22 protein-coding genes and 1 pseudogene are annotated in these 20,063 nt (G+C 71.4%); 14 read left to right on the forward strand and 9 right to left on the reverse strand.

What is annotated here, in order from left to right:
• Positions 1-236: 236 nt before the first annotated feature.
• Entirely contained in the window at positions 237-1,145 is a 909-nt protein-coding gene (locus ASC60_RS16755; RefSeq protein WP_055551619.1) for a universal stress protein, read from the reverse strand.
• A complete protein-coding gene (locus tag ASC60_RS16760) occupies positions 1,145-1,792 on the reverse strand; it encodes a CBS domain-containing protein (protein WP_055551621.1) in 648 nt (215 codons plus the stop codon). Before ASC60_RS16760 ends, ASC60_RS16755 begins: the two co-directional genes overlap by 1 nt.
• Positions 1,793-2,015: 223 nt before the next feature.
• On the opposite strand from ASC60_RS16760, the pseudogene ASC60_RS40830 reads away from it, so the two are divergent.
• A pseudogene (locus ASC60_RS40830) lies at positions 2,016-2,144 on the forward strand (hypothetical protein); the annotation flags it as partial.
• A 3-nt stretch (positions 2,145-2,147) separates the two neighbouring features.
• Here ASC60_RS40830 and ASC60_RS16765 read toward each other — a convergent pair.
• On the reverse strand, positions 2,148-3,419 hold the full coding sequence (locus ASC60_RS16765) for an FAD-binding protein (RefSeq protein WP_055551623.1): 1,272 nt from the start codon (positions 3,417-3,419) through the stop codon (positions 2,148-2,150).
• A 223-nt stretch (positions 3,420-3,642) separates the two neighbouring features.
• On the opposite strand from ASC60_RS16765, the gene ASC60_RS16770 reads away from it, so the two are divergent.
• From ASC60_RS16770 to ASC60_RS16830, 13 genes are all read left to right on the forward strand, one after another.
• Positions 3,643-4,500, forward strand: coding sequence for an MIP/aquaporin family protein (locus tag ASC60_RS16770; protein ID WP_055551625.1), 858 nt, complete (start codon positions 3,643-3,645; stop codon positions 4,498-4,500).
• An 80-nt stretch (positions 4,501-4,580) separates the two neighbouring features.
• Positions 4,581-6,098: a glycerol kinase GlpK gene (glpK, locus tag ASC60_RS16775; protein WP_055551627.1), complete on the forward strand. Its 1,518-nt coding sequence runs from the start codon at positions 4,581-4,583 to the stop codon at positions 6,096-6,098.
• 130 nt (positions 6,099-6,228) lie between these two features.
• The gene (locus tag ASC60_RS16780; RefSeq protein ID WP_159043277.1) at positions 6,229-6,729 is read left to right on the forward strand and encodes a hypothetical protein; all 501 of its coding nucleotides are present in this window, start codon (positions 6,229-6,231) and stop codon (positions 6,727-6,729) included.
• Positions 6,729-7,649: an SRPBCC family protein gene (locus ASC60_RS16785; protein ID WP_055551631.1), complete on the forward strand. Its 921-nt coding sequence runs from the start codon at positions 6,729-6,731 to the stop codon at positions 7,647-7,649. Before ASC60_RS16780 ends, ASC60_RS16785 begins: the two co-directional genes overlap by 1 nt.
• A gap of 27 nt (positions 7,650-7,676) precedes the next feature.
• A complete protein-coding gene (gene gvpJ / locus ASC60_RS16790) occupies positions 7,677-8,132 on the forward strand; it encodes a gas vesicle protein GvpJ (protein ID WP_370592921.1) in 456 nt (151 codons plus the stop codon).
• On the forward strand, positions 8,132-8,914 hold the full coding sequence (locus ASC60_RS16795; RefSeq protein WP_055551633.1) for a GvpL/GvpF family gas vesicle protein: 783 nt from the start codon (positions 8,132-8,134) through the stop codon (positions 8,912-8,914). The genes gvpJ and ASC60_RS16795 overlap by 1 nt, the downstream gene beginning before the upstream one ends.
• Before the next feature lie 2 nt (positions 8,915-8,916).
• Positions 8,917-9,168: a gas vesicle protein GvpG gene (locus tag ASC60_RS16800; RefSeq protein ID WP_055551634.1), complete on the forward strand. Its 252-nt coding sequence runs from the start codon at positions 8,917-8,919 to the stop codon at positions 9,166-9,168.
• 3 nt (positions 9,169-9,171) lie between these two features.
• Complete coding sequence (gene gvpO / locus ASC60_RS16805) at positions 9,172-9,627, forward strand: gas vesicle protein GvpO (protein ID WP_055551636.1); 456 nt, start codon at positions 9,172-9,174, stop codon at positions 9,625-9,627.
• Positions 9,624-10,001, forward strand: coding sequence for a gas vesicle protein (locus tag ASC60_RS16810; RefSeq protein ID WP_055551638.1), 378 nt, complete (start codon positions 9,624-9,626; stop codon positions 9,999-10,001). The genes gvpO and ASC60_RS16810 overlap by 4 nt, the downstream gene beginning before the upstream one ends.
• Positions 9,998-10,792 carry a GvpL/GvpF family gas vesicle protein gene (locus ASC60_RS16815; protein WP_055551640.1) on the forward strand — a complete coding sequence of 265 codons (795 nt, stop codon included), beginning with the start codon at positions 9,998-10,000 and terminating at the stop codon, positions 10,790-10,792. The genes ASC60_RS16810 and ASC60_RS16815 overlap by 4 nt, the downstream gene beginning before the upstream one ends.
• A complete protein-coding gene (locus tag ASC60_RS16820) occupies positions 10,789-10,980 on the forward strand; it encodes a gas vesicle protein (RefSeq protein ID WP_055551642.1) in 192 nt (63 codons plus the stop codon). Before ASC60_RS16815 ends, ASC60_RS16820 begins: the two co-directional genes overlap by 4 nt.
• A complete protein-coding gene (locus ASC60_RS16825; RefSeq protein WP_199830972.1) occupies positions 10,958-11,332 on the forward strand; it encodes a gas vesicle protein K in 375 nt (124 codons plus the stop codon). The genes ASC60_RS16820 and ASC60_RS16825 overlap by 23 nt, the downstream gene beginning before the upstream one ends.
• Positions 11,333-11,372: 40 nt before the next feature.
• Positions 11,373-12,464: a helix-turn-helix domain-containing protein gene (locus ASC60_RS16830; RefSeq protein WP_055551644.1), complete on the forward strand. Its 1,092-nt coding sequence runs from the start codon at positions 11,373-11,375 to the stop codon at positions 12,462-12,464.
• Positions 12,465-12,470: 6 nt separating this feature from the next.
• On the opposite strand, the gene ASC60_RS16835 is transcribed toward ASC60_RS16830, so the two are convergent.
• The 6 genes from ASC60_RS16835 to ASC60_RS16860 form a co-directional block, all read right to left on the reverse strand.
• Complete coding sequence (locus tag ASC60_RS16835; RefSeq protein ID WP_055551645.1) at positions 12,471-14,342, reverse strand: CocE/NonD family hydrolase; 1,872 nt, start codon at positions 14,340-14,342, stop codon at positions 12,471-12,473.
• 11 nt (positions 14,343-14,353) lie between these two features.
• Positions 14,354-15,301 (reverse strand): transporter substrate-binding domain-containing protein, encoded by a 948-nt coding sequence (locus ASC60_RS16840; RefSeq protein ID WP_055551647.1) that lies wholly within the window; start codon positions 15,299-15,301, stop codon positions 14,354-14,356.
• 88 nt (positions 15,302-15,389) lie between these two features.
• A complete protein-coding gene (locus tag ASC60_RS16845) occupies positions 15,390-16,643 on the reverse strand; it encodes a dipeptidase (protein ID WP_055551649.1) in 1,254 nt (417 codons plus the stop codon).
• Positions 16,640-17,428 (reverse strand): amino acid ABC transporter ATP-binding protein, encoded by a 789-nt coding sequence (locus tag ASC60_RS16850; protein WP_055551651.1) that lies wholly within the window; start codon positions 17,426-17,428, stop codon positions 16,640-16,642. Before ASC60_RS16850 ends, ASC60_RS16845 begins: the two co-directional genes overlap by 4 nt.
• Positions 17,425-18,330, reverse strand: a complete 906-nt coding sequence (locus ASC60_RS16855) for an amino acid ABC transporter permease (protein ID WP_055551653.1) — start codon at positions 18,328-18,330, stop codon at positions 17,425-17,427. The genes ASC60_RS16850 and ASC60_RS16855 overlap by 4 nt, the downstream gene beginning before the upstream one ends.
• 93 nt (positions 18,331-18,423) lie before the next feature.
• Positions 18,424-20,013 (reverse strand): fatty acyl-CoA synthetase, encoded by a 1,590-nt coding sequence (locus ASC60_RS16860; RefSeq protein WP_055551654.1) that lies wholly within the window; start codon positions 20,011-20,013, stop codon positions 18,424-18,426.
• Positions 20,014-20,063: the final 50 nt, after the last annotated feature.

Raw genomic sequence — 20,063 nt, forward strand, 5'->3', positions numbered from 1 at the left:
CGGGGGTACCCGCCGCCTAGGGCCGACCGGCCCCGGCCCAGGTCATCCGGCCCAACCGGCCGCCGGACACTTCCTAGTGCCGCGTCAGTCAGGGTTTGCCCGGTAGCGAGGCGTCCTGGTGCGGTCAGATGCAAGGCGCCGGATCGGCCTCGTAGTGGGCCTACTCGGTCGATTCGGCAACGCCGCAGATGGCCGTGCCAGGGCGGCGAGCGGGGTGAACCTTGGCTGACGCGGCACTAGCCCACCGGCACCAGCACCACCGGGCAATGCGCGTGGTGCAGGACCGCGTGGGTGACCGGGCCCAGTTGCATGCCCAGCCGCGCGGTGCGCCGCTGCACCGCCAGCACCAGGACGTCCGCCGCCCGCGACGCCTCCACCAGGGCCTGGGCCGGTGCGCTGTGCGCCGTGTGTTCCTGCACCCGCACCTGCCCGAACTCCTCGCGCAGCGCGGCCACCACGCGGTACGTCACCTCCTGCTCCCGCTCCGCCCGCAGGGCCACCGCCTCCCGCGAGGGCAGCGTGTGGTCGCCCGCGAAGAGCCGGGGGTGGGCCCAGGCGTACAGCACGCGCAGCCGCGCACCGCGCCGTATCGCGTCCTCGAACCCGTACCGGGCCGCCACCTCGTCCGCGCCGCTCTCCACCCCGACCAGCACCTTGCCGTGGCCCTCGGGCCCGTACGCGGGCGCCGGCGCGTCGCCGCGCACCACCAGCAGCGGACGGTGGGTGTGGGCGGCCAGCCGCAGCCCGACCGAGCCCAGCAGCAGCCCGGTGAAGCCGCCGAGCCCGCGGGTGCCGACGACGATGAGCGAGGCGCGCTCGCCGATCCGCAGCAGCTCGGGTACCGCGTCCTGAGGGGTGAGGGTGGGGACCACCCGCAGCTCCGGTTCCTGCTCGGCGACCCGTGCCATGGCCAGCCGCAGCACGGTCCGGGCGACCTCGACCGGGGGCCGCTGCGGTTCGGCGTCCGCGTCGAAGGCGAGCGGATCGGTGCGCGCCCAGGGCCAGGCGTGCACGATCTCCAGCGTGGCGCCGCGCCGCGCCGCCTCGCCGACCGCCCGGTCCAGGGCCTGCCAGGCGCTGTCGGAGCCGTCCAGACCGACCACGACCCGGCCGCCGTCACGCCTCGGCCGTACGGGTTCGGCCATCACGCCCCACCTCCGGGCGCACCACCCGAGGGGGCCGCCGGGCGGAAGTCGTCGACGCGGTAGGTGAGCCGGTCCACGACCGCCACCACCCCGTCCACCTGCCCGGCCATCCGCACCGCGATCGGGATCTCGCTGTGCCGGTCCAGCTCGCCCTCCAGCCGTACGACGCCTTCGGTGACGGTCACCGCGACGGTCTGCGGACGGATCCACAGCGACCGCACCAGCACCTCGTCGATGACTTCCGCGCGGATCTCGTGGTCGGGGCGGAGGAAGACGCGGAGCAGATCGCGGCGGGTGACGATGCCGATCAGCCGGTCCTCCTCGTCGACGACGGGCAGCCGCTCCACGCGGTGGCGCGCCATGGAGCGCGCGGCGTCGACGACGGTGTCCTGCGGGCGCACGGTGACGGCGGGCCGCGACATCAGCTGCCCGGCCGCCACGGCACCGTCCGCCCCATCGGCCCGATCGGCCCACCCGGCCAGATCGGTTCCGGTGATCACGCCGACGACCTTGTCGTCCTCGTCCACCACGGGCAGCCCGCCGATCCGGTGCCGCCTCAGCAGCACACCGACCTCCTCGGACGAGGCCGCGTGGCCGACCCGCACGACATCGTCACTCATCACGTTGCCGATCTTGCGATGCTTCATCCCCGCCTCCTCGCGGACCAGCCTCCACCGGCCGCCCGCGCACCCACGTGGGCTGCCCGGGGTCGAGTCCGGGTCGAACGGCCCGGGTCCGGCGGTGCCCCGACCGGCAAAACGGGTACGTATCACGCATACAGGACGAGTGGAGAGAGAGGCCCATGCCCGACGCAGCGAGGACGGCGCCGAACGGTCCCACCGCCCCCACTGATCACACCGACCAGGCCGACCCGGCCGAGCACGACGGGCCGTGTCCGTACGGCAGCGGATGCAGGACGCCCGCACCCGCCACCACCAGTGGATCCGCGACCACGGCACCGACATGGCCGAGGTCGCCGAGTGGTCCTGGACGGGGTAGGCGTCAGCCCGCCGGGAAGTAGCCGTCCAGGAAGGCGTTGCGGAACTTCCCGGCGGGGTCGTGGTCGGCCAGCAGCCGCCCGAAGTCGGCGGCCCGCTCGTAGGAGGCGACGATCCGCTCGGGAGCCGCCGCGGTGAGCTTGCCCCAGTGCGGCCGTGCCCCCAGCGGCAGCAGCAGTTCCTCCATCGCGGCCACCACCTCGATGACCGCGGCGTGGTCCGGCACCCAGGTGAAGTGCAGGGCCACGCAGTCCCTGCCGTACGCGGGGCTCAGCCACAGGTCGTCCGCCGCGACCGTGCGGACCTCGGAGACCTGGACCACGGGCGCGATGCGGTCCCCGAGGCCGCGCAGCGCCGCGAAGGCCTCGGTGGCCGCGGTGCGCGGCAGGATCAGCTCCGACTGCAGCTCGTCGCCGTTGCTGGGGGTGAAGTCCGGCCGGAAGTGCGGCAGCCGCTCGTGCCACGGCCCGGGCGAGCCCAGCTGCTCGGTGCAGTGCAGCGGTGGCATCGAGGGCACCGGATGGTGGTGGCGGTCGGCCGGACGGGCGCCCAGCCACGGCTGGCCGGGCTCCGGCGGGCCCGGCAGGTCCGTGCGGCACTTCAGCCACACCACGCTCTCGTCCGCGTGCCAGTCGGTGAAGACGCTGACGCTGTACGCGGCGGCGAAGATCTCGTCGAAGCTGTCGGCCAGCCGGTCCAGCGGCAGCCCGGTCCACACCCACTGCGCCACTTCGTACGCGGGCTCGATGTCCAGGGTCATCGCGGTGACGACGCCCAGCCCGCCGAGCCCGACCACCGCGCCGGACAGCCGGTCGGCCTCGCGGTCCCGGCGCAGCCGCGTCACATCGCCCTCCGGGCCCACGATCTCCAGACCCGCCACCGACGCGGCCAGACAGCGCTGCACATTGCCGGAGCCGTGGGTGGCGGTGGCGCAGGCCCCGGCGACCGTGATGTGCGGCAGGGAGGCGAGGTTGGCCAGGGCGTAGCCCGCCGCGTGCAGTTCCTCGGCCACCTGGGCGTAGCGCATGCCCGCCGCGATGGTGGCCGTCGTGCCGTCGGGGGCGATGTCGACCCGGTGCGGCAGCCGCTCCAGGGACACCAGATCGCCGTCGGTGTCGGCGATGCGGTTGAAGGAGTGGCCGGTGCCCAGCACCCGGACCCGGTCGGCCGAGCCGACGACGCGCCGCAGTTCGCCGGGCGAGGCCGGGCGGTGCAGCCGGGCCGCGCCGAAGGTGATGTTCCCTGCCCAGTTGGTGGTGGCTCCGCTGGTCAGCATCCACGCTCCTGTTTCGTGCCGGGGGCTGGGCCCGCGCCGGGCCTGGGGTGATGTGGCAAGGACCTTGGTACCGGCCCGCCCCCTGAACCGTACAGACCTCCCGTGCCGCCACCCGGTGTGACCCGGACGGAGCAGCAGGACAGGTCACCGGGCCGGGGCCGCGCGCACGATGGTGCGAACGCGATCGGTACCGCCGCTCGCACACCGCTGGAGAGGGGCGGCCATGGCGGAGGAGAAGGACACCGGCACCCGGGGTGGCGTGTTCGGCGAACTGTGCGCCGAGTTCGCCGGAACCATGATCCTCATTCTCTTCGGCTGCGGTGTGGTGGCCCAGGTGGTGGCGGCCGGGGCGCTCACCAAGCCACCGGGCGCGCTCGGCGACCACGACTCCATCGCCTGGGGCTGGGGGCTCGGCGTGACCCTCGGCGTGTACGTGGCGGCGCGGCTCAGCGGCGCGCACATCAATCCGGCGGTCACCCTCTCGCTGGCGGTCTTCAAAGGCTTCCCCTGGCGCAAGGTGCTGCCGTACACCGTGGCCCAGACGCTCGGCGCGTTCGTCGCGGCCCTGCTGGTGCGCTGGAACTACACCGAGGTGCTGGCGGCGGCCGACCCCCGGCACACCTTCAAGACCCAGTTCGTGTTCTCCACCCTCCCCGGCAACGGGGTGCTGCCGGTCAGCGAGTGGGGCGCGCTGCGCGACCAGATCATCGGTACGGCGATCCTGGTCCTGCTGATCTTCGCCCTCACCGATCTCCTGAACGACCCGCCGAAGGCCAACATGGCGCCGTTCGTCATCGGCCTGGTCGTGGTGGCGATCGGCATGGCGTGGGGCGCCGACGCCGGGTACGCCATCAACCCGGCCCGTGACTTCGGGCCCCGGCTCGCCAGCTTCATCACCGGCTATCACACCGCCTGGCGGGACCAGTACGGAAACTTCTACTTCTGGGTGCCGATCGTCGGCCCGCTGGTCGGCGGACTCGTCGGCGCCGCCCTCTACAAGGTCCTGGTCAGCCGGTTCCTCCCGCTGGCCGGACCGCAGGAGGTGGGACGCATCCCGGCCCCCGAGGGCCCCGAGAGCTGAGCCGGGCGGCACGCGCTCACGAAGAGGGGCGGCCACCAGCGGCCACCAGCGGCCACCAGCGGCCACCAGAGGAGGGCAGGATGCCGGACTTCGTCGGTGCCGTGGATCAGGGGACCACCAGCACCCGCTTCATGATCTTCGACCACGACGGCGGCGAGGTGGCGCGGTACCAGCTCGAACACCATCAGCTGCTGCCCCGCGCGGGCTGGGTCGAGCACGATCCGGTGGAGATCTGGGAGCGCACCAACTCGGTCATGCAGAACGCCCTGCGCAGCGGTGGGCTCTCGCCCGCCGACCTGGTCGCGATCGGCATCACCAACCAGCGCGAGACCACCGTCATCTGGGACCCGCGCGACGGGCGGCCGTACTACAACGCCATCGTGTGGCAGGACACCCGCACCGACACCATCGCCTCCGCCCTCGAACGCGACGGCCACGGCGAGACCATCCGCCGCAAGGCCGGGCTGCCGCCCGCCACCTACTTCTCCGGCGGCAAGATCAAGTGGATTCTGGAGAATGTCGACGGGGTGCGCGAGGCCGCCGAGGCGGGCCACGCCCTCTTCGGGAACACCGACGCCTGGGTGCTGTGGAACCTCACCGGCGGGCCCTCCGGCGGCATCCACGCCACCGACGTCACCAACGCCAGCCGCACCATGCTGATGAACCTGGAGACCCTGGACTGGGACGACGAACTCCTCGGCATCTTCGGCATCCCGCGCGCCATGCTCCCCGTCATCAACCCCTCCTCCCACCCCGAGGCGTTCGGGCGGGCCCGCACCTCCCGCCCGCTGCGTAACCCCACCCCCATCACCGGTGTCCTCGGCGACCAGCAGGCGGCCACCGTCGGACAGGTGTGCTTCGCGCCCGGCGAGGCCAAGAACACCTACGGCACCGGCAACTTCCTGGTGTTGAACACCGGATCGGAGCTGGTCCGCTCGAGCAGCGGGCTGCTGACCACCGTGGCGTACCAGTTCGGCGACGACCCCGTCGTCTACGCCCTGGAGGGCTCCATGGCCGTCACCGGCTCGGCCGTTCAGTGGCTGCGGGACCAGATGAAGATCATCGACGACGCCCCGGGCAGCGAACGGCTCGCCCGCACCGTCGAGGACAACGGCGGGGTGTATTTCGTCCCCGCCTTCTCCGGCCTCTTCGCCCCGTACTGGCGCTCCGACGCCCGGGGCGCCATCGTCGGCCTCACCCGCTACAACACGGGCGGCCATCTGGCCCGGGCCACCCTGGAGGCCATCTGCTACCAGAGCCGGGACGTGGTGGAGGCGATGGAACGCGACGCCGGTATCCACCTCGACGTGCTCCGCGTGGACGGCGGTGTCACCGACAACGAGCTGTGCATGCAGATCCAGGCCGATGTCCTGGGCGTCCCGGTCAGCCGTCCCGTCATCGCCGAGACCACCGCCCTCGGCGCCGCCTACGCCGCGGGGCTGGCCACCGGCTTCTGGCGGGACACCGATGAGCTGCGCTCGCACTGGAGCGAATCCCGCCGCTGGGAGCCCCAGTGGAGCGAGGAGCAGCGTGCGGAGGGCTACGCGGGCTGGAAGAAGGCCGTGGAGCGCACCCTGAACTGGGTCCCGGTCGACTGACCCGGCCCGGCCCTGACCTCCACTTCGCTTCTGCTCCGCAGCCCCTGATGCCGAATGGGTGAAATGCACCATAATTGGAAAATGAGCCCATATGGGTTATCTCGCTTCGGCAGTGGGAGGAGGAGTGATCATGAAGAGTGAGGCAGCACTGGCCTTCACCGGCGGCTACCTCTTCGGACGTGGCCACAAGGTGGGCTTGGCGCTCACCCTCGCCGGGATGGCGGCGGGCCGGCGTCTCGCGTCCGGACATCTCCCGGGCGGCATGCAGGAGCTGGCGTCCTCCGAGATCGGGCGGCTGCGCGGCCAGCTGGTGTCCGCGGGGCGGTCGGCGGCGCTGTCGGCGGCCAGCCACCGCATGGACGCGCTGAGCGACCGGCTGGAGGAGCGTGCTGCGTCGCTGCGTCCGAACGGCCACGGTCCGGATGAGCACAAGGCGGACGACGAGGAGCACGAGCGGCGCGGGGGCGGTGGCCGGTCCCGCGATGAGTCGTCGCGCGGTGGGTCCTCCCGCGGCGACCGCGGCGAACGGACGCGGCCGTCGGGCGACCGTACGGATCGGCCCCGGAAGCGGACCGCCTCCGAGGGCGGCCGGAGCGGCAGAGGCGACAAGGGCGACAAGGGTGATCGGTGATGGCTGAGCAACCGGAACAGCAGAAGGGCGGGCTCGGCACGCTCGCCAAGGAGCTGCCCACCGAGCGGCTGATGAAGGAAGCGCAGAACCTGGTCACCGCACTCGGCGAGAAGGCCCTGACCTCGGTGACCAACCTCGCCGACGGCGGCGGCGACGGGTTCAGCCTCCCGGTGAAGCCGCTGATCAAGGCCGGGCTGAGTCAGCTCAAGGAGAAGGCCGTGGACAAGGCCAAGGAAGCCATACCGGGCCTCGGCGGAGGCGGTGGCAAGGACGGTGACAAGGACAAGAAGCTCAAGGTCACCAACATCGTCGAGGAGATCGACGTCGGCGCCCCCATCGATCTCACCTACGACCTGTGGACCCAGTTCGAGGACTTCCCCACGTTCATGAAGAAGGTGGAGGACGTCCAGCAGGAGTCCGACACCGAGATGGAGTGGAAGGCCCAGGTCTTCTGGTCGCACCGCAAGTGGCGCGCCGAGATCATCGAGCAGATTCCCGAGAAGCGGATCGTGTGGAAGTCGCGGGCCGAGAAGGGCCATGTCAATGGCGCGATCACCTTCCATGAGCTGGCCCCCGAGCTGACCCGGATCATGATCGTCCTCCAGTACTACCCCCAGGGCTTCTTCGAACGGACCGGGAACATCTGGCGCGCCCAGGGCCGCCGGGTGCGATTGGAGCTGAAGCACTTCCGCCGCCATCTGATGGCCGAGGTGCTGCTGAACCCGGACGAGATCGAGGGCTGGCACGGGGAGATACGTGACGGCGAGGTCGTGGAGGAGGAGGACCGCGAGGCGGAGTCCGAACACGACGAGGAAGAGCCCGAAGAGGGTGAGCAGCCCGAGGAGGGTGAGCAGCCTGAGGACGAGTACGAGGAGGAGTACGAGGAGGACGAGGAGCCCGCGCGCTCTTCGCGGCGCTGACGGGTCCCGCCTTCGGAACAGGTGAGCGTGGTGACCGTAGCAAGCCAGCAGAGTCAGTATCTGGACCGGGCCAGTTCGAGTGCCCTGGTCGACGTGGTCGACCTCATCCTGGACAAGGGACTGGTCATCGATGTGTACGTCAGGGTCTCCCTGGTGGGGATCGAGATCCTGACGATCGACGCCCGCATCGTCGTCGCCAGCGTCGACACGTATCTACGGTTCGCCGAGGCGACGAACCGCCTCGACCTCGCCCGCAGCGGCACCGAGACCAAGGGGCTCCCCGGCCTCATGGACGAGATGCAGGAGAGCGGCGGCCGCAAGAAGACCAAGGGTGCCCTGGAAGGCGTCAAGGACACCGTCTCCGACCTGCTCCAGGGCGACGACGAGAGCGACGAGCGCGAGGAGGCCGAGGCGGGGGAGAGGGCGGAATCCGGTGACCGGCCCCGGCGCCGGCGGAGTTCGAGCAGGGAGCGCGAGCGGTGATGGCCGAGGACGGACGTGCCTGCTACGTATACGGGGTCGTTCTGGAGGACCGGAGCGACAACGCGGTGAGGGATCTGGGCGCCGTCGGCGACCCGGAGGCGACGGTGACCCTGGTCCGCCATGGCGGGCAGGCGGCCGTGGTCAGCGAGGTGTCCCTGGACAAACCGCTGGGCACCCCCGAGGACCTGCGCGCCCACGCCCGGGTGCTGGACACCCTGGCGGCCAGGTCCTCCCCGGTGCTGCCGTTCCGGTTCGGCACGGTGGTGCGGGACACCACCGCGGTGACCGACGAACTGCTCGAGGAGGGGCACGACGACTTCGCGCTCGCCCTCGACCGGCTGCGCGGCCGCTCCCAGTTCACCCTGCGCGCCCGCTACGTCCAGGACGCGGTGCTGCGCGAGGTGCTGACCGAACAGCCCGAGGCCGTACGGCTCCGCGAGGAGCTCCAGGGGCTGCCGGAGGAGGCCGGATACGACCAGCGCATCCAGCTGGGACAGCTGGTCATGGACGCCATCGCCGCCAAGCGGGCCGTGGACGCGCTGGAAGTGGACCGCAGGCTGAGCCCGTGCGCGCTCGCCTCGGTGAGTACCGAACCGTCCTCCGCCGAGGGGCTGGTGAACGCCTCCTTCCTGGTCGAGGACGACCGGCGGGCGGCCTTCGAGCAGGCCGCCGAGGAGCTGGCCAAGCACTGGAGCGGCCGGGTCCGGATCCGCCTGCTCGGGCCGCTGGCCCCCTACGACTTCGTGGCCGACGCGATGAGCCCGGCCAAGGAGGGCGAATAGTCATGGGACTGATCTCCGGACTGGTCACCTGGCCGCTGGCCCCGGTGCGCGGCCTCGGCTGGATCGCCGGGCAGCTGCACGACGAGGCCCATCGGCAGCTGTACGACCCCGGGGTGATCCAGCAGCGCCTGGAAGAAGTCGCGGAGCAGCGGGAATCCGGAGAGCTGACCGAGGAGGACGCGGCCCGGCAGGAGGACGAACTGGTCCGCCGGCTGATGGCCGGGGGGCCGCCCGGCGGAGGTCTGGAGGTGTGAGCCGTGGTCCGCGAGGATCGGGACGGACGCGACCACGGCGAGGAGCGGGAGCGGCCCCGGCGCGCCCGGCGCCCCGAGGCCGACGAGCGGCGCCGCTCCGCCGACGACCGCCACCGCCACCCCACCGATGACCGCCACCCCACCGATGACCGCCGCTCCGCCGATGACCGGCGTCCCACGGCCGACGCCCGGCGTCCCGCGGCCAGCGCCCGGTCCGCCGCCAGGGGCGCCGCTCACCAGCTGCGGGAGCTGACCGGGCATGACCCGGAGAGCGTCACCTCGGTCGAACGCCACGAGGACGGCTGGCTCGTCGGCGTCGAAGTGCTGGAGACCCATCGCATCCCCGACTCCACCGACATCCTCGCCGAGTACCGGGTCGAGGTCGACGACGAGGGCGAACTCGTCTCGTACCGCCGCGCCCGGCGCTACTACCGCGGCAGGTCGGAGGACCGGACATGAGCCAGGGCGCCGAGTGGAACGTGCCGAGCAGGCGCATGGGCGGCCCGCCCGAACCGGCCCGCCGCGAATCGGCGAGCCTGGCCGACATCCTGGAGCGGGTGCTCGACAAGGGCATCGTCATCGCCGGGGACATCCAGATCAACCTGCTGGACATCGAGCTGCTGACCATCAAGATCCGGCTGCTGATCGCCTCCGTGGACCGGGCCAAGGAGATGGGCATCGACTGGTGGGAACACGACCCCACGCTCTCCTCCGGCGCCCGCGACGTCCTCGACGAGAACGAGCGGCTGCGGCGGCGCGTCGGCGAGCTGGAGTCCGGCCGTGATCAGGAGCGGGAAGAGGACCGGGACCGGGGACGGGAGGACGGACCGTGACCGAGGAGGCCCTCGCCACCTGGCTGTACGCGGTGACCGCGGCCCGCGACGAGAGCGCCGCCCCGCCCGGGCTCACCGGCGTGGCGGACGAGCCGGTGCGCCTGGTGACAAGCGCCGGGCTGGCCGCCGTGGTGGGCTCCGTACCGCTGGCCGACTTCGGCGAGGAGCGGCTGCGCGCCCACCTGGAGGACCTGCCCTGGCTGGAGCGGGCGGCCAGGGCCCACCACCGGGTCATCGGCCGGGCGGCCGGATACGGCCAGGTCATCCCGCTGCGCTTCGCCACGCTCTACCACGACGACGGCCGCGTCCGCACGATGCTCCAGGAGCGGCGGGACGACTTCACGGCCTCGCTGGCACGGGTGGCCGGGCGGACCGAGTGGGGCGTCAAGGCGTACGTCGATCCGCGCGCCTTCCTGCCCGACCCGGACGACGAGGGGCCGTCCGGCGGCGACAGCCCCGGCACCGCCTATCTGCTGCGCCGCCGCGCCCAGCGGGACGACAAGGAGACCGCCCATCTGCGGGCCACCGAGCGGGCGGAGGAGATCCACAGCGCGCTCGCCGCGCTGGCCGCCGAGACCGCGGCCCATCCGCCGCAGGACGCCCGGCTGGCCGCGTACGAGGGCTGGATGGTGCTCAACAACTCCTATCTGGTGCCGGACGACCGGACGGAGGAGTTCACCGCCGCGGTGACCGGGCTGGGGGAGCGGTACCCGGGCGTCGACCTGGAGCTGAGCGGGCCGTGGCCGCCGTACTCGTTCACCGCGCCGCCCGAGCGCGAGGAGGCGTCGTGACCCACGCGATCGAGCGGCGCGAGGTGGCTCTGGTCGATCTGCTCGACCGGGTGCTGGCCGGGGGCGTCGTGATCGCCGGGGAGATCACCCTGAGCATCGCCGACATCGATCTGGTGCGCATTTCCCTTCGCGCGCTGATCGCCTCCGTACGGATGGAAGACGAGGATGAGCATCGAGCGCCGCCCTGACGACCGTTCCCCCAACGACCGTTCCCCCGACGACCGTCCCCCCGCCGGCCGTTCCCCCGAGCACCGGCGCCCCGGCTATCCCCGACGGGTGGAGGTGGACGAGGAGTCGGTGCGCAAGAGCCTGGCCGGTCTGGTGCTGACCATCGTGGAGCTGCTGCGCCAGCTGATGGAACGGCAGGCGCTGCGCCGCGTCGAGCAGGGAGGCGTCAGCGACGAGCAGATCGAGAAGCTCGGGCTCACGCTGATGGCGCTGGAGAAGAACATGGAGGAGCTGCGGGAACACTTCGGGCTCACCGAGGACGACCTGAACCTGGACCTCGGCCCGCTGGGCCCCCTCCTGCCCCGCGACTGATCGTCGCCCCTGGCCACCCGGCTGGCTGTACGCTGCGCGGGTGGGGATCACGCTCAACCTCCGGTCAGCGCGAGCGGCCGACGTCCACGTCGGGCGCTCGCCGCTCGCGGAGCTCATGTCGGTGCTGCACATCCTGGCCGAGCCGGACCACCACCCCGAGGCACAGCGCTGGACGCGCCGCCTCGGCACGACCTTCGACGCGTCGCTCACCCAGGAGATGAGCGCCCTGTCGCCCCTGTGGGCGCGGCTGCGCTGCCGCCTGCTGTTCCCGCTGGCGCTGCCGCTGGACCAGTCCTTCGAGGACGAGCTGCGGCTGCTGGGGAAGCTGCCGCTGGAGGAGTTCACGGAGCTGTGCGCGCAGGGGGTGCTGGGCTTCCGGGAGCGGGTGCCCGACGCCTACAGCCTGCTGAACGCCCCGGGCGCCGCCTGCCGCTTCATCACCCAGTGCGAGCGGCGTTCCTTCCGGCGCGGTGAGCTGGCGCATGAGCTGATGGCCTCCCCCGAGGGGATGCGCACCCGGCTGGTCGACTTCCTGGAGCGCTGCGGCACCGCGTTCTTCGCCGCCGAATGGCGCGCGGTGTACGACGGGCTGGAGGCGGCCGTGGTGCGGCTGCGCACCGATGTCCGCAGAAGCGGCCTGGCCGAGGTGCTGGCCGGGCTCAGCCCCACCGCGGTCGTCCCCCAGGGCGGTACGCGGGTGCGCTACGACAAGCTGGCCGTCGCCGAGATCGACATCGGGCCGCGCCCGCTCTTCCTGGTCCCCTCCGTCCATGTCTGGCCGCATCTGACCGTCAAGGACGAGGAGTCCCATCCCGTCGTGCTGCAGTTCGCCGCGCTGGAGGGGCAGGCCGACGGGCAGCTCACCCAAGCGGAGCTGCGGGCCCGGATGTCGGCGCTGGCCTCGCTCGGCCGGATGGAGCTGTGCCGCCATCTGCTGGGCGAGCCGATCACCACCTCCGAACTGGCCCAGCGGCTCGGCCTGGACGACACCCAGGTCTCGCGCACCCTGCGGCAGCTGCGGGACGCAGGGCTCGTCGAGTCCGAGCGCGAGGGCAAGTACGTGTACCACCGGCTGGCCACCGGCACCCTGCTCCGGCTGGGGCAGGACCTGCTGGCCACCATCATGCGCTGACGACGGTCAGACGTCGTCGGGCCGCGTCCACAGCAGCACCGCCGAGGGGCGCGCCGCGTCCATGTACACCCGGTTGGTGGCGACCGTCTTGCGCCGGGTGACGGCCTCGGGCTCACCGGTGTTGGAGTTCACGTCGAAGCGCGGGAAGTCGCTCGAGGAGATGTCCACCCGCAGCCGGTGCCCGGCCCCGAAGCGGTTGGCGGTGTCCGGCGCCGGGATCTCGATCTCGTACACCTCGCCCGCCACCAGCGGCTCCGGCCGCTCGAACGACGCGTGGAAGCGGCACCGGAAGATGCCCTCGGTGAGGTTCATGGCGAACCCGTGCGGATAGTCCTCGTTCGGCGGGTGCACATCGACCAGCTTCACCGTGAAGTCGGTGTCCGGCGCGGTCGAGGAGATGAACAGCCGGGCGGTGACGGGGCCCGCCACCACCAGCGGCTCCTCAAGGGGCGGGGTGACCAGCGAGATCACATCGGGCCGTGAGTTCAGCGGCAGATACGGCGCGCGCGCCCCGTAGAAGCGCTCGTCCGGCACCTGGTCGAAGGCGCCCCCGACCATCACCGGCTCGCCCGAGGTCACCTGCCCGCCCAGGGTCGGCACCGGGTCGCCCGGATCGAAGTCGTACTCGACCCACGCGTCCGCCTCCGCCGGTCTCTCCCGGCCCAGCTCACCCGAGGTGTGGCAGTAGAACGCGGTCTCCCGGGTCCCGGCCGGCGGCCACCGGGTGTCGGTGAGCCACCGGCCGCCGTGCCGCATCCGCCCGGCCGCGTCGCGGCGGCCGTCGCCCCCGCCCATCAGGAAGTACCGCACCCGCGGGATCGCCTCGGGGCCGCCGCCGCGCAGCACCGCGTCGAACCAGCGCCGCCGGAAGGCCAGATACGAGGTGTCCACGTTGTCGCTGAACGTGGCGGCGGGCCCGAAGTCCACGTCACCGGCGAAGGTGACGCAGCGCGCGCCGTGCGTCCACGGCCCCATCACCAGATACGCCGGGGACGACTTGAGCCGCCCCATGGCCGTGAAGTTCTCGATGGTGGAGCGCACGTACGGGTCGTACCAGCTCCCCATGTGCAGCGTCGGCACGTCCGGGAAGCGGTCGTAGTGTCCCCGCCCGTAGATCGCGGGCTGCCGCCAGTACGCGCCGAACACGTCGTGCCGCCACTGCTCCAGCAGATACCGCTCGTAACTGCCGACCTGCGCCAGCGGGGAGACGCCGGCGCGCCACGGCAGCACGGTGAACCAGTCCCGCAGATCGGTCCCGTCGAACGCCTTGCGCACCAGCGGGTCCCGCTCCGCCTCCGGGCTCTCCTCGCCGTGCCGGAACGCCCAGGTGATCTGCTTGAGTTCGAAGGCGCCGCCCATCCGCATGCCCGCCTCGTACGCGCTGGCGAAGCCGCCGGAGTCCATGAACATCGCGGCCAGCGGGGCGGGGGACTCGGCGGCGGCCGCCGTCTGGGCGTGTGCCGAATAGGACACGCCCATCATCGCGACCCGCCCGTCGCACCAGGGCTGTGCGGCGATCCACTCGAGGCTGTCCGCGCCGTCCGGCCCTTCGCCCAGGTACTTCACGAAGGTGCCTTCGGAGTCGCCCCGGCCCCGGCAGTCCTGCCGCACCACGTGGTATCCGGCCCGGACGAAGAAGGCGGAGGTCTCCTCGGGGTCCGGCACCGGCTCGTCATGGCGGCAGCGGTCCGACTCGCGGGTGGCGCGGCGGCCGTACGGGGTGCGCTCCAGGATCACCGGCCGCGGACCGGGCCGCTCCTCGGGCGCGTACAGGTCGGCGGCGAGGACCACCCCGCCCCGTACGGGTACGCGCAGCAGGTGCCGCCACAGTCCTTCGCCGAGGTGTTCCGCGGTCTCGGTCCGCTCGGTCGGTGCCATGGGGGAGACGCTCACTTGCTCTGGGACTGCTTCGAGCCGTTGAAGAGCATCTGCGACCGGGTGATCGTGGACAGCGGCATCTCCCAGCCGCCGAAAAGCTTCGCGTAGGTGCCCGACTCCTGCATCTCCCGCAACCCCTTGACGATCACAGGCGCGAGACCGGTGCCCTTCTTGGCCTGGATGCCGTAGATCGCCGTCGCCGCGGGAAGTGTCAGCATGTCCTTCAGCTCCAGCGTCTCGAACGTGTCGCCCGCGTTCTCGCTGACGGTTGTGTTGGAGGCGCTGGGCGCGACCACCGCGTCGATCCGCTTGCTCCGCAGGGCCAGGCTCGCGGCCGCCAGTTCCGCGTACGCCTGCGGGCTCACGGCCTTCTTGCCCTTCGCGGCACACCGCTTGGTGAGCCCTTCGAGGACGTTCTCGGTGCCCGCGCCCTTCTCGATACCGACCTTGTGGCCGCAGAGGCCGATGCCGGACTCCGGGCGGAACCCGCTCTCCTTGTTGACCATCACGGTCACCTGGCTCTGGGCGAAGTCGGCGAAGTCGACCTGCTTCTGGCGCTCGATGAAGTCACCGGAGGGCGCGCTCAAGTCGATCCGCCCGGACTTCAGCCCCGGGATCACCGCGTCGAACGGCGTCCGCACCAGCTTGATCTTGATGTCGAGCTGGGAGGCGAGCTGCCTGGCCAGATCCGGGACCAGACCGGTGATCTTCCCGTCGGAGCCGATGGTCACATACGGGGCATACTCGCTGACGCCCATGACCAGGGTCTTCTTCTTGAACTCCGCGGGCACCTGCGCCGCCAGCGCATCGTCCTTCGGCTCCAGTGCGAGGGTCGGCGTGGGCGCGGCCTCCTTGGACTTGCCCTTGTCGTTCGGGGTGTCGTCGACCGAACAGGCGGTGAGGGTGAGCGCGAGGGAGGCGAACAGGGCGCACGCGGCGGCGCTGGATCGGTGGCGCATGGCTGTGCTCCGTTTCGGGAGATCCGGGCGGTCCCGGTGTTCCGGGTGTGGGAGAGGGAAGGCGCGAAGGGTGGAAGATCCGGGGCGGTCAGCGGCCCCAGACGGTCTCGGCGACGCGCCGCACATTGCCCCCGGCGAGCTTCGCCACGTCCTCCTCGGAGTAGCCGTGGTCGAACAGCCAGCGGATCATGTTGCCGACGGCCTCCCCCGGGTTCTCACAGCCGTGGACGAAAGTGACCGGCTCGTGCGGCGGCGGCTGCGAACTCTGGCCGTCGACCGCGTCGTCCTTGCCGAACAGCGGGGCGAAGGTGCGGTGCCAGGCGGTGTGATCGCCGAAGTTGGTGTCGGGGCCGAAGGCCACATGGTCGATGCCGACCAGGTCCAGACAGCGCTCCACGTGTTCCATCACCGACTCCAGGCTGTGCCGGGGGTGCCGGGTGGTGATGGTGGTGTGCGGCGCCGCCTCGACGCCGATGAATCCGCCGGAGCCCGCGCAGGCCCGGATCACATCGTCGGGCTTCATCCGCGGGGTCGGCCACAGCGCCCGCGAGCCGGCGTGGGTGATCACCACGGGATCGGTGGAGCGGCGCACCGCGTCCAGCGCCGTCGCGTCACCGGTGTGCGAGACGTCGACGATGATGCCGAGGTCGTTCATCCGCCGCAGGGCGCGGCGGCCGAGCACCGTAAGACCGGTGTCGCCGGTGTCCGCCAGGCCCGAGCCGAGCTGGTTGCTCTCGCTGTACACCAGCCCGAGCAGCCGCACCCCCAGCCCGTAGAGCAGATCGAGCCGGTCGACGTCGTTGCCGATGGGGGACGCGGACTCCAGGGTCAGCACCACGCCCACCTGGTTCCCCGCCCGGGCCCGCTCCGCGTCCTCCAGGGTGCGCACCGGGGCCACCAGGCGCTGATGGGCGAAGTCGGCCTGCCGCATGGCCAGATCGCTCACCGCGTCGTCCCAGTCCCAGGGGGTGTGCGAGCGGATCATGCTGACGGCGGCCGGGCCGCCGTCGAAGAACAGGTCCACGCCCGAGTGGGCGATGCCCTCGTACGGGATCGCCTCCCGGCCCTGGCGACGGAACGCGGCGAAGTCCCCCGGGTCCGCGGGCCGCAGCGACAGATGGTCGTGCGCGGAGATCACCAGATGGCGTTCCTCGAAGTCCCGCGCCCGGGCCTCGACGTCCTCGCTCCACACCGGCGCCGAGCCGGGCACCCGGCCCACCGCCGGCACCAGCTCGAAGTCCCGGAAGTCCGCGCCGGGCTCCAGATAGTGGTACGAGCGGTAGCCGTCCCACAGGTCCAGCCGGGCGCGGGTCTTGGCGGGCAGTGGACGTTCGGTGCTCATGCGCTGACCTTCGACAGGAACGTGCGGGTGCGGTCGTGGGAGGGGGCGCCGAACAGCCGCTCCGGCGGGCCCTCCTCGACGATCCGGCCCTCGTCCATGAACACCACCCGGTCGGCGACCTCGGCGGCGAAGCGCATCTCATGGGTCACGACCATCATCGTCATGCCCTCTTCGGCCAGGTCCCGGATGACGCCCAGCACCTCCTGCACCATCTCGGGGTCCAGGGCGGAGGTCGGCTCGTCGAACAGCATCACCTTCGGCCGCATCGCCAGCGCGCGGGCGATGGCCACGCGCTGCTGCTGGCCGCCGGACAGCTGCTCGGGGTAGCTGTCCAGCTTGTGGGCGAGTCCGACCCGGCGCATCAGCTCCTCGGCCCGGGCGTCGGCCTTCGCCTTGGACAGCCCCAGCACCCGGCGCGGCGCCTCCACGATGTTCTCGCGGGCGGTCAGGTGCGGGAACAGGTTGAAGCTCTGGAAGACCATGCCCATGACCGAGCGCTGCGCGGCCAGCTCGCGGGGGCCCAGCTCCAGCAGGGAGGTGCCGCGCAGCCGGTAGCCGATGACGCTGCCGTCGACCACGACCAGGCCGTCGTCCGGGATCTCCAGGTGGTTGACGCAGCGCAGCAGCGTGCTCTTGCCCGATCCGGACGGGCCGATGACACAGACCGTCTCACCCCGGTGGATATCCAGGGAAATGCCGTGCAAGACCTCCGTGGAGCGGAACGACTTGACGATCCCGCGCAGGGAGACGATGGGCTGCGCTCCTCTTTCCGATGCCACGGTCATACCGAGTGCCCGATCCTCTTCACTTTGGTGACCTTTTCGGCCGGTATCAGCGTGCGTCGCCCCAGACGTCGCTCCAGGCGCTGCTGCGCGAGGGTGATGACGCCGGTGATGATCATGTACCAGATCGCGGCCACGATCAATAGGGGTACGGTCTGGAAGTTCTTCGAGTAAATGAGCTGCACCGAGTAGAGCAGATCGGCCAGGGAGATCACGCTGACCAGAGATGTGGCCTTGAGGAGAGATATCAGCTCATTTCCCATCGGCGGCACGATCACGCGCAGCGCCTGGGGGAGGGTGATACGGAAGAAGATCTGAGCCGGTGTCAAACCGAGCGCGGCCGCCGCCTGGCGCTGCCCCTCCGGTACGGACAGCAGACCGGAACGGATCAACTCCGCCACATACGCCGTCTCATGCAACGTCAGACCGATGACCGCGGCGGTAAGCGGACCCAGCAGCGAATTCGCGTCGAAGGTGATGAACTGGGGGCCCCAGGGAATTCCGAGGGACAGGGTGGGAAACAGTGCCGCCAGGTTGTACCAGAAAAGCAGCTGCACCAGCATGGGAATCGAGCGGAATGCCCAGATGAACGCGCCCGCGGCGGCCGACATCAGCCGTGAGGAACCCATCCGCATGAGCGCCACCCCGGTGCCCAGCACAAGGGCGAAGGCCATGGTCGTGGCGGTCATCCCGAGACTGACGCCGATCCCCTTGAGGATGCGGATCTCGAAGAAGTATTTCCCGACGGTGTCCCACTCGAAGCGCGGATTGGTGAATATCGTGGTCACTGCCATCGCGGCGAACAGCAGCACCACGGCATTGGCCGCGAGCAGTCCTGGACGTCGTCGCTTCACGTGTGTGAGCCGGGATGGCTCGGACAGGGCAGGATTCGGGACGTTGCGCATGGAGGGCCCTCGGGCGATTCGTCGTCACGTCAGGGGAATACCGCATCCTAAAACCGGGGTCCGGGGCCGTCCCGAACAGTTGACACAGAACGGTCAACCGTCGGCGCCGAGGTGTCCGTAGGTGTCGCGCAATTCCCGTTTGAGGATCTTCCCGCTGGGATTCTTCGGCAGGGACGCGGCCACCACCACGTACTTGGGCACCTTGTACCCGGCCAGCCGCTCCCCGCAGTGCGCCATGATCTCCTCGGCCGACACCCGCTCTCCCGCCCCGGCCACCACGACCGCCGTCACGGCCTCGATCCAGTACGGATGCGGCACCCCGAACACCGCGGCCTCCACCACCGCGGGGTGGGCGTGCAGGGCCTCCTCCACCTCGCGCCCGGACACGTTCTCGCCGCCGCTGTTCACCATGTCCTTCTTGCGGTCGACGACCGTCAGATAGCCCTCCTCGTCCATGACGCCGAGATCGCCGCTGTGGAACCAGCCGCCGCGGAACGCCTCCGCGGTGCGTTCGGGATCCCGCCAGTAGCCGAGCATGGTGTGCGGGCCGCGGTGCACGATCTCCCCGACCGTGCCCGGCGGTACGGGACGGTCGTCCTCGTCCACCACCAGCGTCTCGACGTTGAGCGCGGCCCGCCCCGCCGACCCGGCCTTGCGCTCCTGATCGGCCGGGCCGAGGACGGTCGCTATCGGCGACATCTCGGTCTGCCCGTAGAGGTTGTACAGCGCGAGCCCCGGCAGCCGCCGGCGCAGCTCGGCCAGCACGGCGACCGGCATGGCCGCGGCACCGTAATACCCCTTCCGCAGCGACGACAGATCGCGGCTGTCGAAATCCGGATGCCGCAGCAGCGCGATCCACACGGTGGGCGGCGCGAACAGCTTGGTCACCCGTTCCGCCTCGACCGTCGCCAGCAGCGCCGCCGGATCGGGCCCTGGCAGGATGATCGAGGTCGCGCCCAGATACACGTCCGGGGTGAGGAAGACGTGCAACTGGCCGCAGTGGTACAGCGGCAGCGCGTGGACCTCGACATCGTCGGCCGCCATCCCGCCGTCCACGATCGTCGTCAGATACTGCGAGATCAGACAGCGGCTCGTCATGATCGCGCCTTTGGGGCGCGACTCCGTCCCCGAGGTGTACATGAGCTGGACCGGATCGTCGTCGTCCAGCGCGGGGTCGGGCACGGGATGGCCGTACTCCTCGCCCAGCGCGGCGAAGTCCTCCCAGCCCTCCCGCCCCTCCCCGCCGATGACCGCGCGCAGGACGAGGCGGGCCGGTGCGGCCTCGGCCAGCGCCGCGTCGGCCGCCTCCAACAGCCCCTCGCCCGCGATGATCCCGACCGCGCCCGAGTGGGCGAGGAGGTACGCGACCTCCGGGGGCCTCAAGCTGAAGTTGACCGGCACCGACACCGCGCCCAGCCGGGCCAGCGCGAAGTACGCCACCACATAGCCGTGCGAGTTGCGCGCGTACAGCACCACCCGGTCGCCCCGGGCGACACCGCGCGCCGCCAGCGCGCCCGCCGTGCGGCTCACCAGCGCGTCCAGCTCCGCGTACGTCTGGCGCAGCGCGCCGTACACCACGGCCGTCTTGCCGGGCAGCCGGGCGGCGCTGCGCGCCAGCAGATCGGCGATGCCGTGGCGCCGGGCGCGCACGATGTCCACGGGCAGCGAGGAGGATGCGGTCACCAGGAGTCTCCCGAGGCGCTCGGAGGGACAGGACGCGTCGTCACGCTGAC

Origin of the sequence: Streptomyces sp. NBRC 110028 (genome assembly GCF_001417735.1) — a bacterium.
GTDB lineage: Bacteria > Actinomycetota > Actinomycetes > Streptomycetales > Streptomycetaceae > Streptomyces.

Coding starts and splice junctions, on each gene's coding strand:
- ASC60_RS16840 (WP_055551647.1), bottom strand. CDS start 15,301: ATGCGCCACCGATCCAGCGCCGCCGCGTGCGCCCTGTTCGCCTCCCTC.
- ASC60_RS16755 (WP_055551619.1), bottom strand. CDS start 1,145: ATGGCCGAACCCGTACGGCCGAGGCGTGACGGCGGCCGGGTCGTGGTC.
- ASC60_RS16780 (WP_159043277.1), top strand. CDS start 6,229: ATGAAGAGTGAGGCAGCACTGGCCTTCACCGGCGGCTACCTCTTCGGA.
- ASC60_RS16760 (WP_055551621.1), bottom strand. CDS start 1,792: ATGAAGCATCGCAAGATCGGCAACGTGATGAGTGACGATGTCGTGCGG.
- ASC60_RS16855 (WP_055551653.1), bottom strand. CDS start 18,330: ATGCGCAACGTCCCGAATCCTGCCCTGTCCGAGCCATCCCGGCTCACA.
- ASC60_RS16835 (WP_055551645.1), bottom strand. CDS start 14,342: ATGGCACCGACCGAGCGGACCGAGACCGCGGAACACCTCGGCGAAGGA.
- ASC60_RS16825 (WP_199830972.1), top strand. CDS start 10,958: ATGAGCATCGAGCGCCGCCCTGACGACCGTTCCCCCAACGACCGTTCC.
- ASC60_RS16810 (WP_055551638.1), top strand. CDS start 9,624: ATGAGCCAGGGCGCCGAGTGGAACGTGCCGAGCAGGCGCATGGGCGGC.
- ASC60_RS16850 (WP_055551651.1), bottom strand. CDS start 17,428: ATGACCGTGGCATCGGAAAGAGGAGCGCAGCCCATCGTCTCCCTGCGC.
- ASC60_RS16845 (WP_055551649.1), bottom strand. CDS start 16,643: ATGAGCACCGAACGTCCACTGCCCGCCAAGACCCGCGCCCGGCTGGAC.
- glpK (WP_055551627.1), top strand. CDS start 4,581: ATGCCGGACTTCGTCGGTGCCGTGGATCAGGGGACCACCAGCACCCGC.
- ASC60_RS16800 (WP_055551634.1), top strand. CDS start 8,917: ATGGGACTGATCTCCGGACTGGTCACCTGGCCGCTGGCCCCGGTGCGC.
- ASC60_RS16785 (WP_055551631.1), top strand. CDS start 6,729: ATGGCTGAGCAACCGGAACAGCAGAAGGGCGGGCTCGGCACGCTCGCC.
- ASC60_RS16770 (WP_055551625.1), top strand. CDS start 3,643: ATGGCGGAGGAGAAGGACACCGGCACCCGGGGTGGCGTGTTCGGCGAA.
- ASC60_RS16795 (WP_055551633.1), top strand. CDS start 8,132: ATGGCCGAGGACGGACGTGCCTGCTACGTATACGGGGTCGTTCTGGAG.
- ASC60_RS16765 (WP_055551623.1), bottom strand. CDS start 3,419: ATGCTGACCAGCGGAGCCACCACCAACTGGGCAGGGAACATCACCTTC.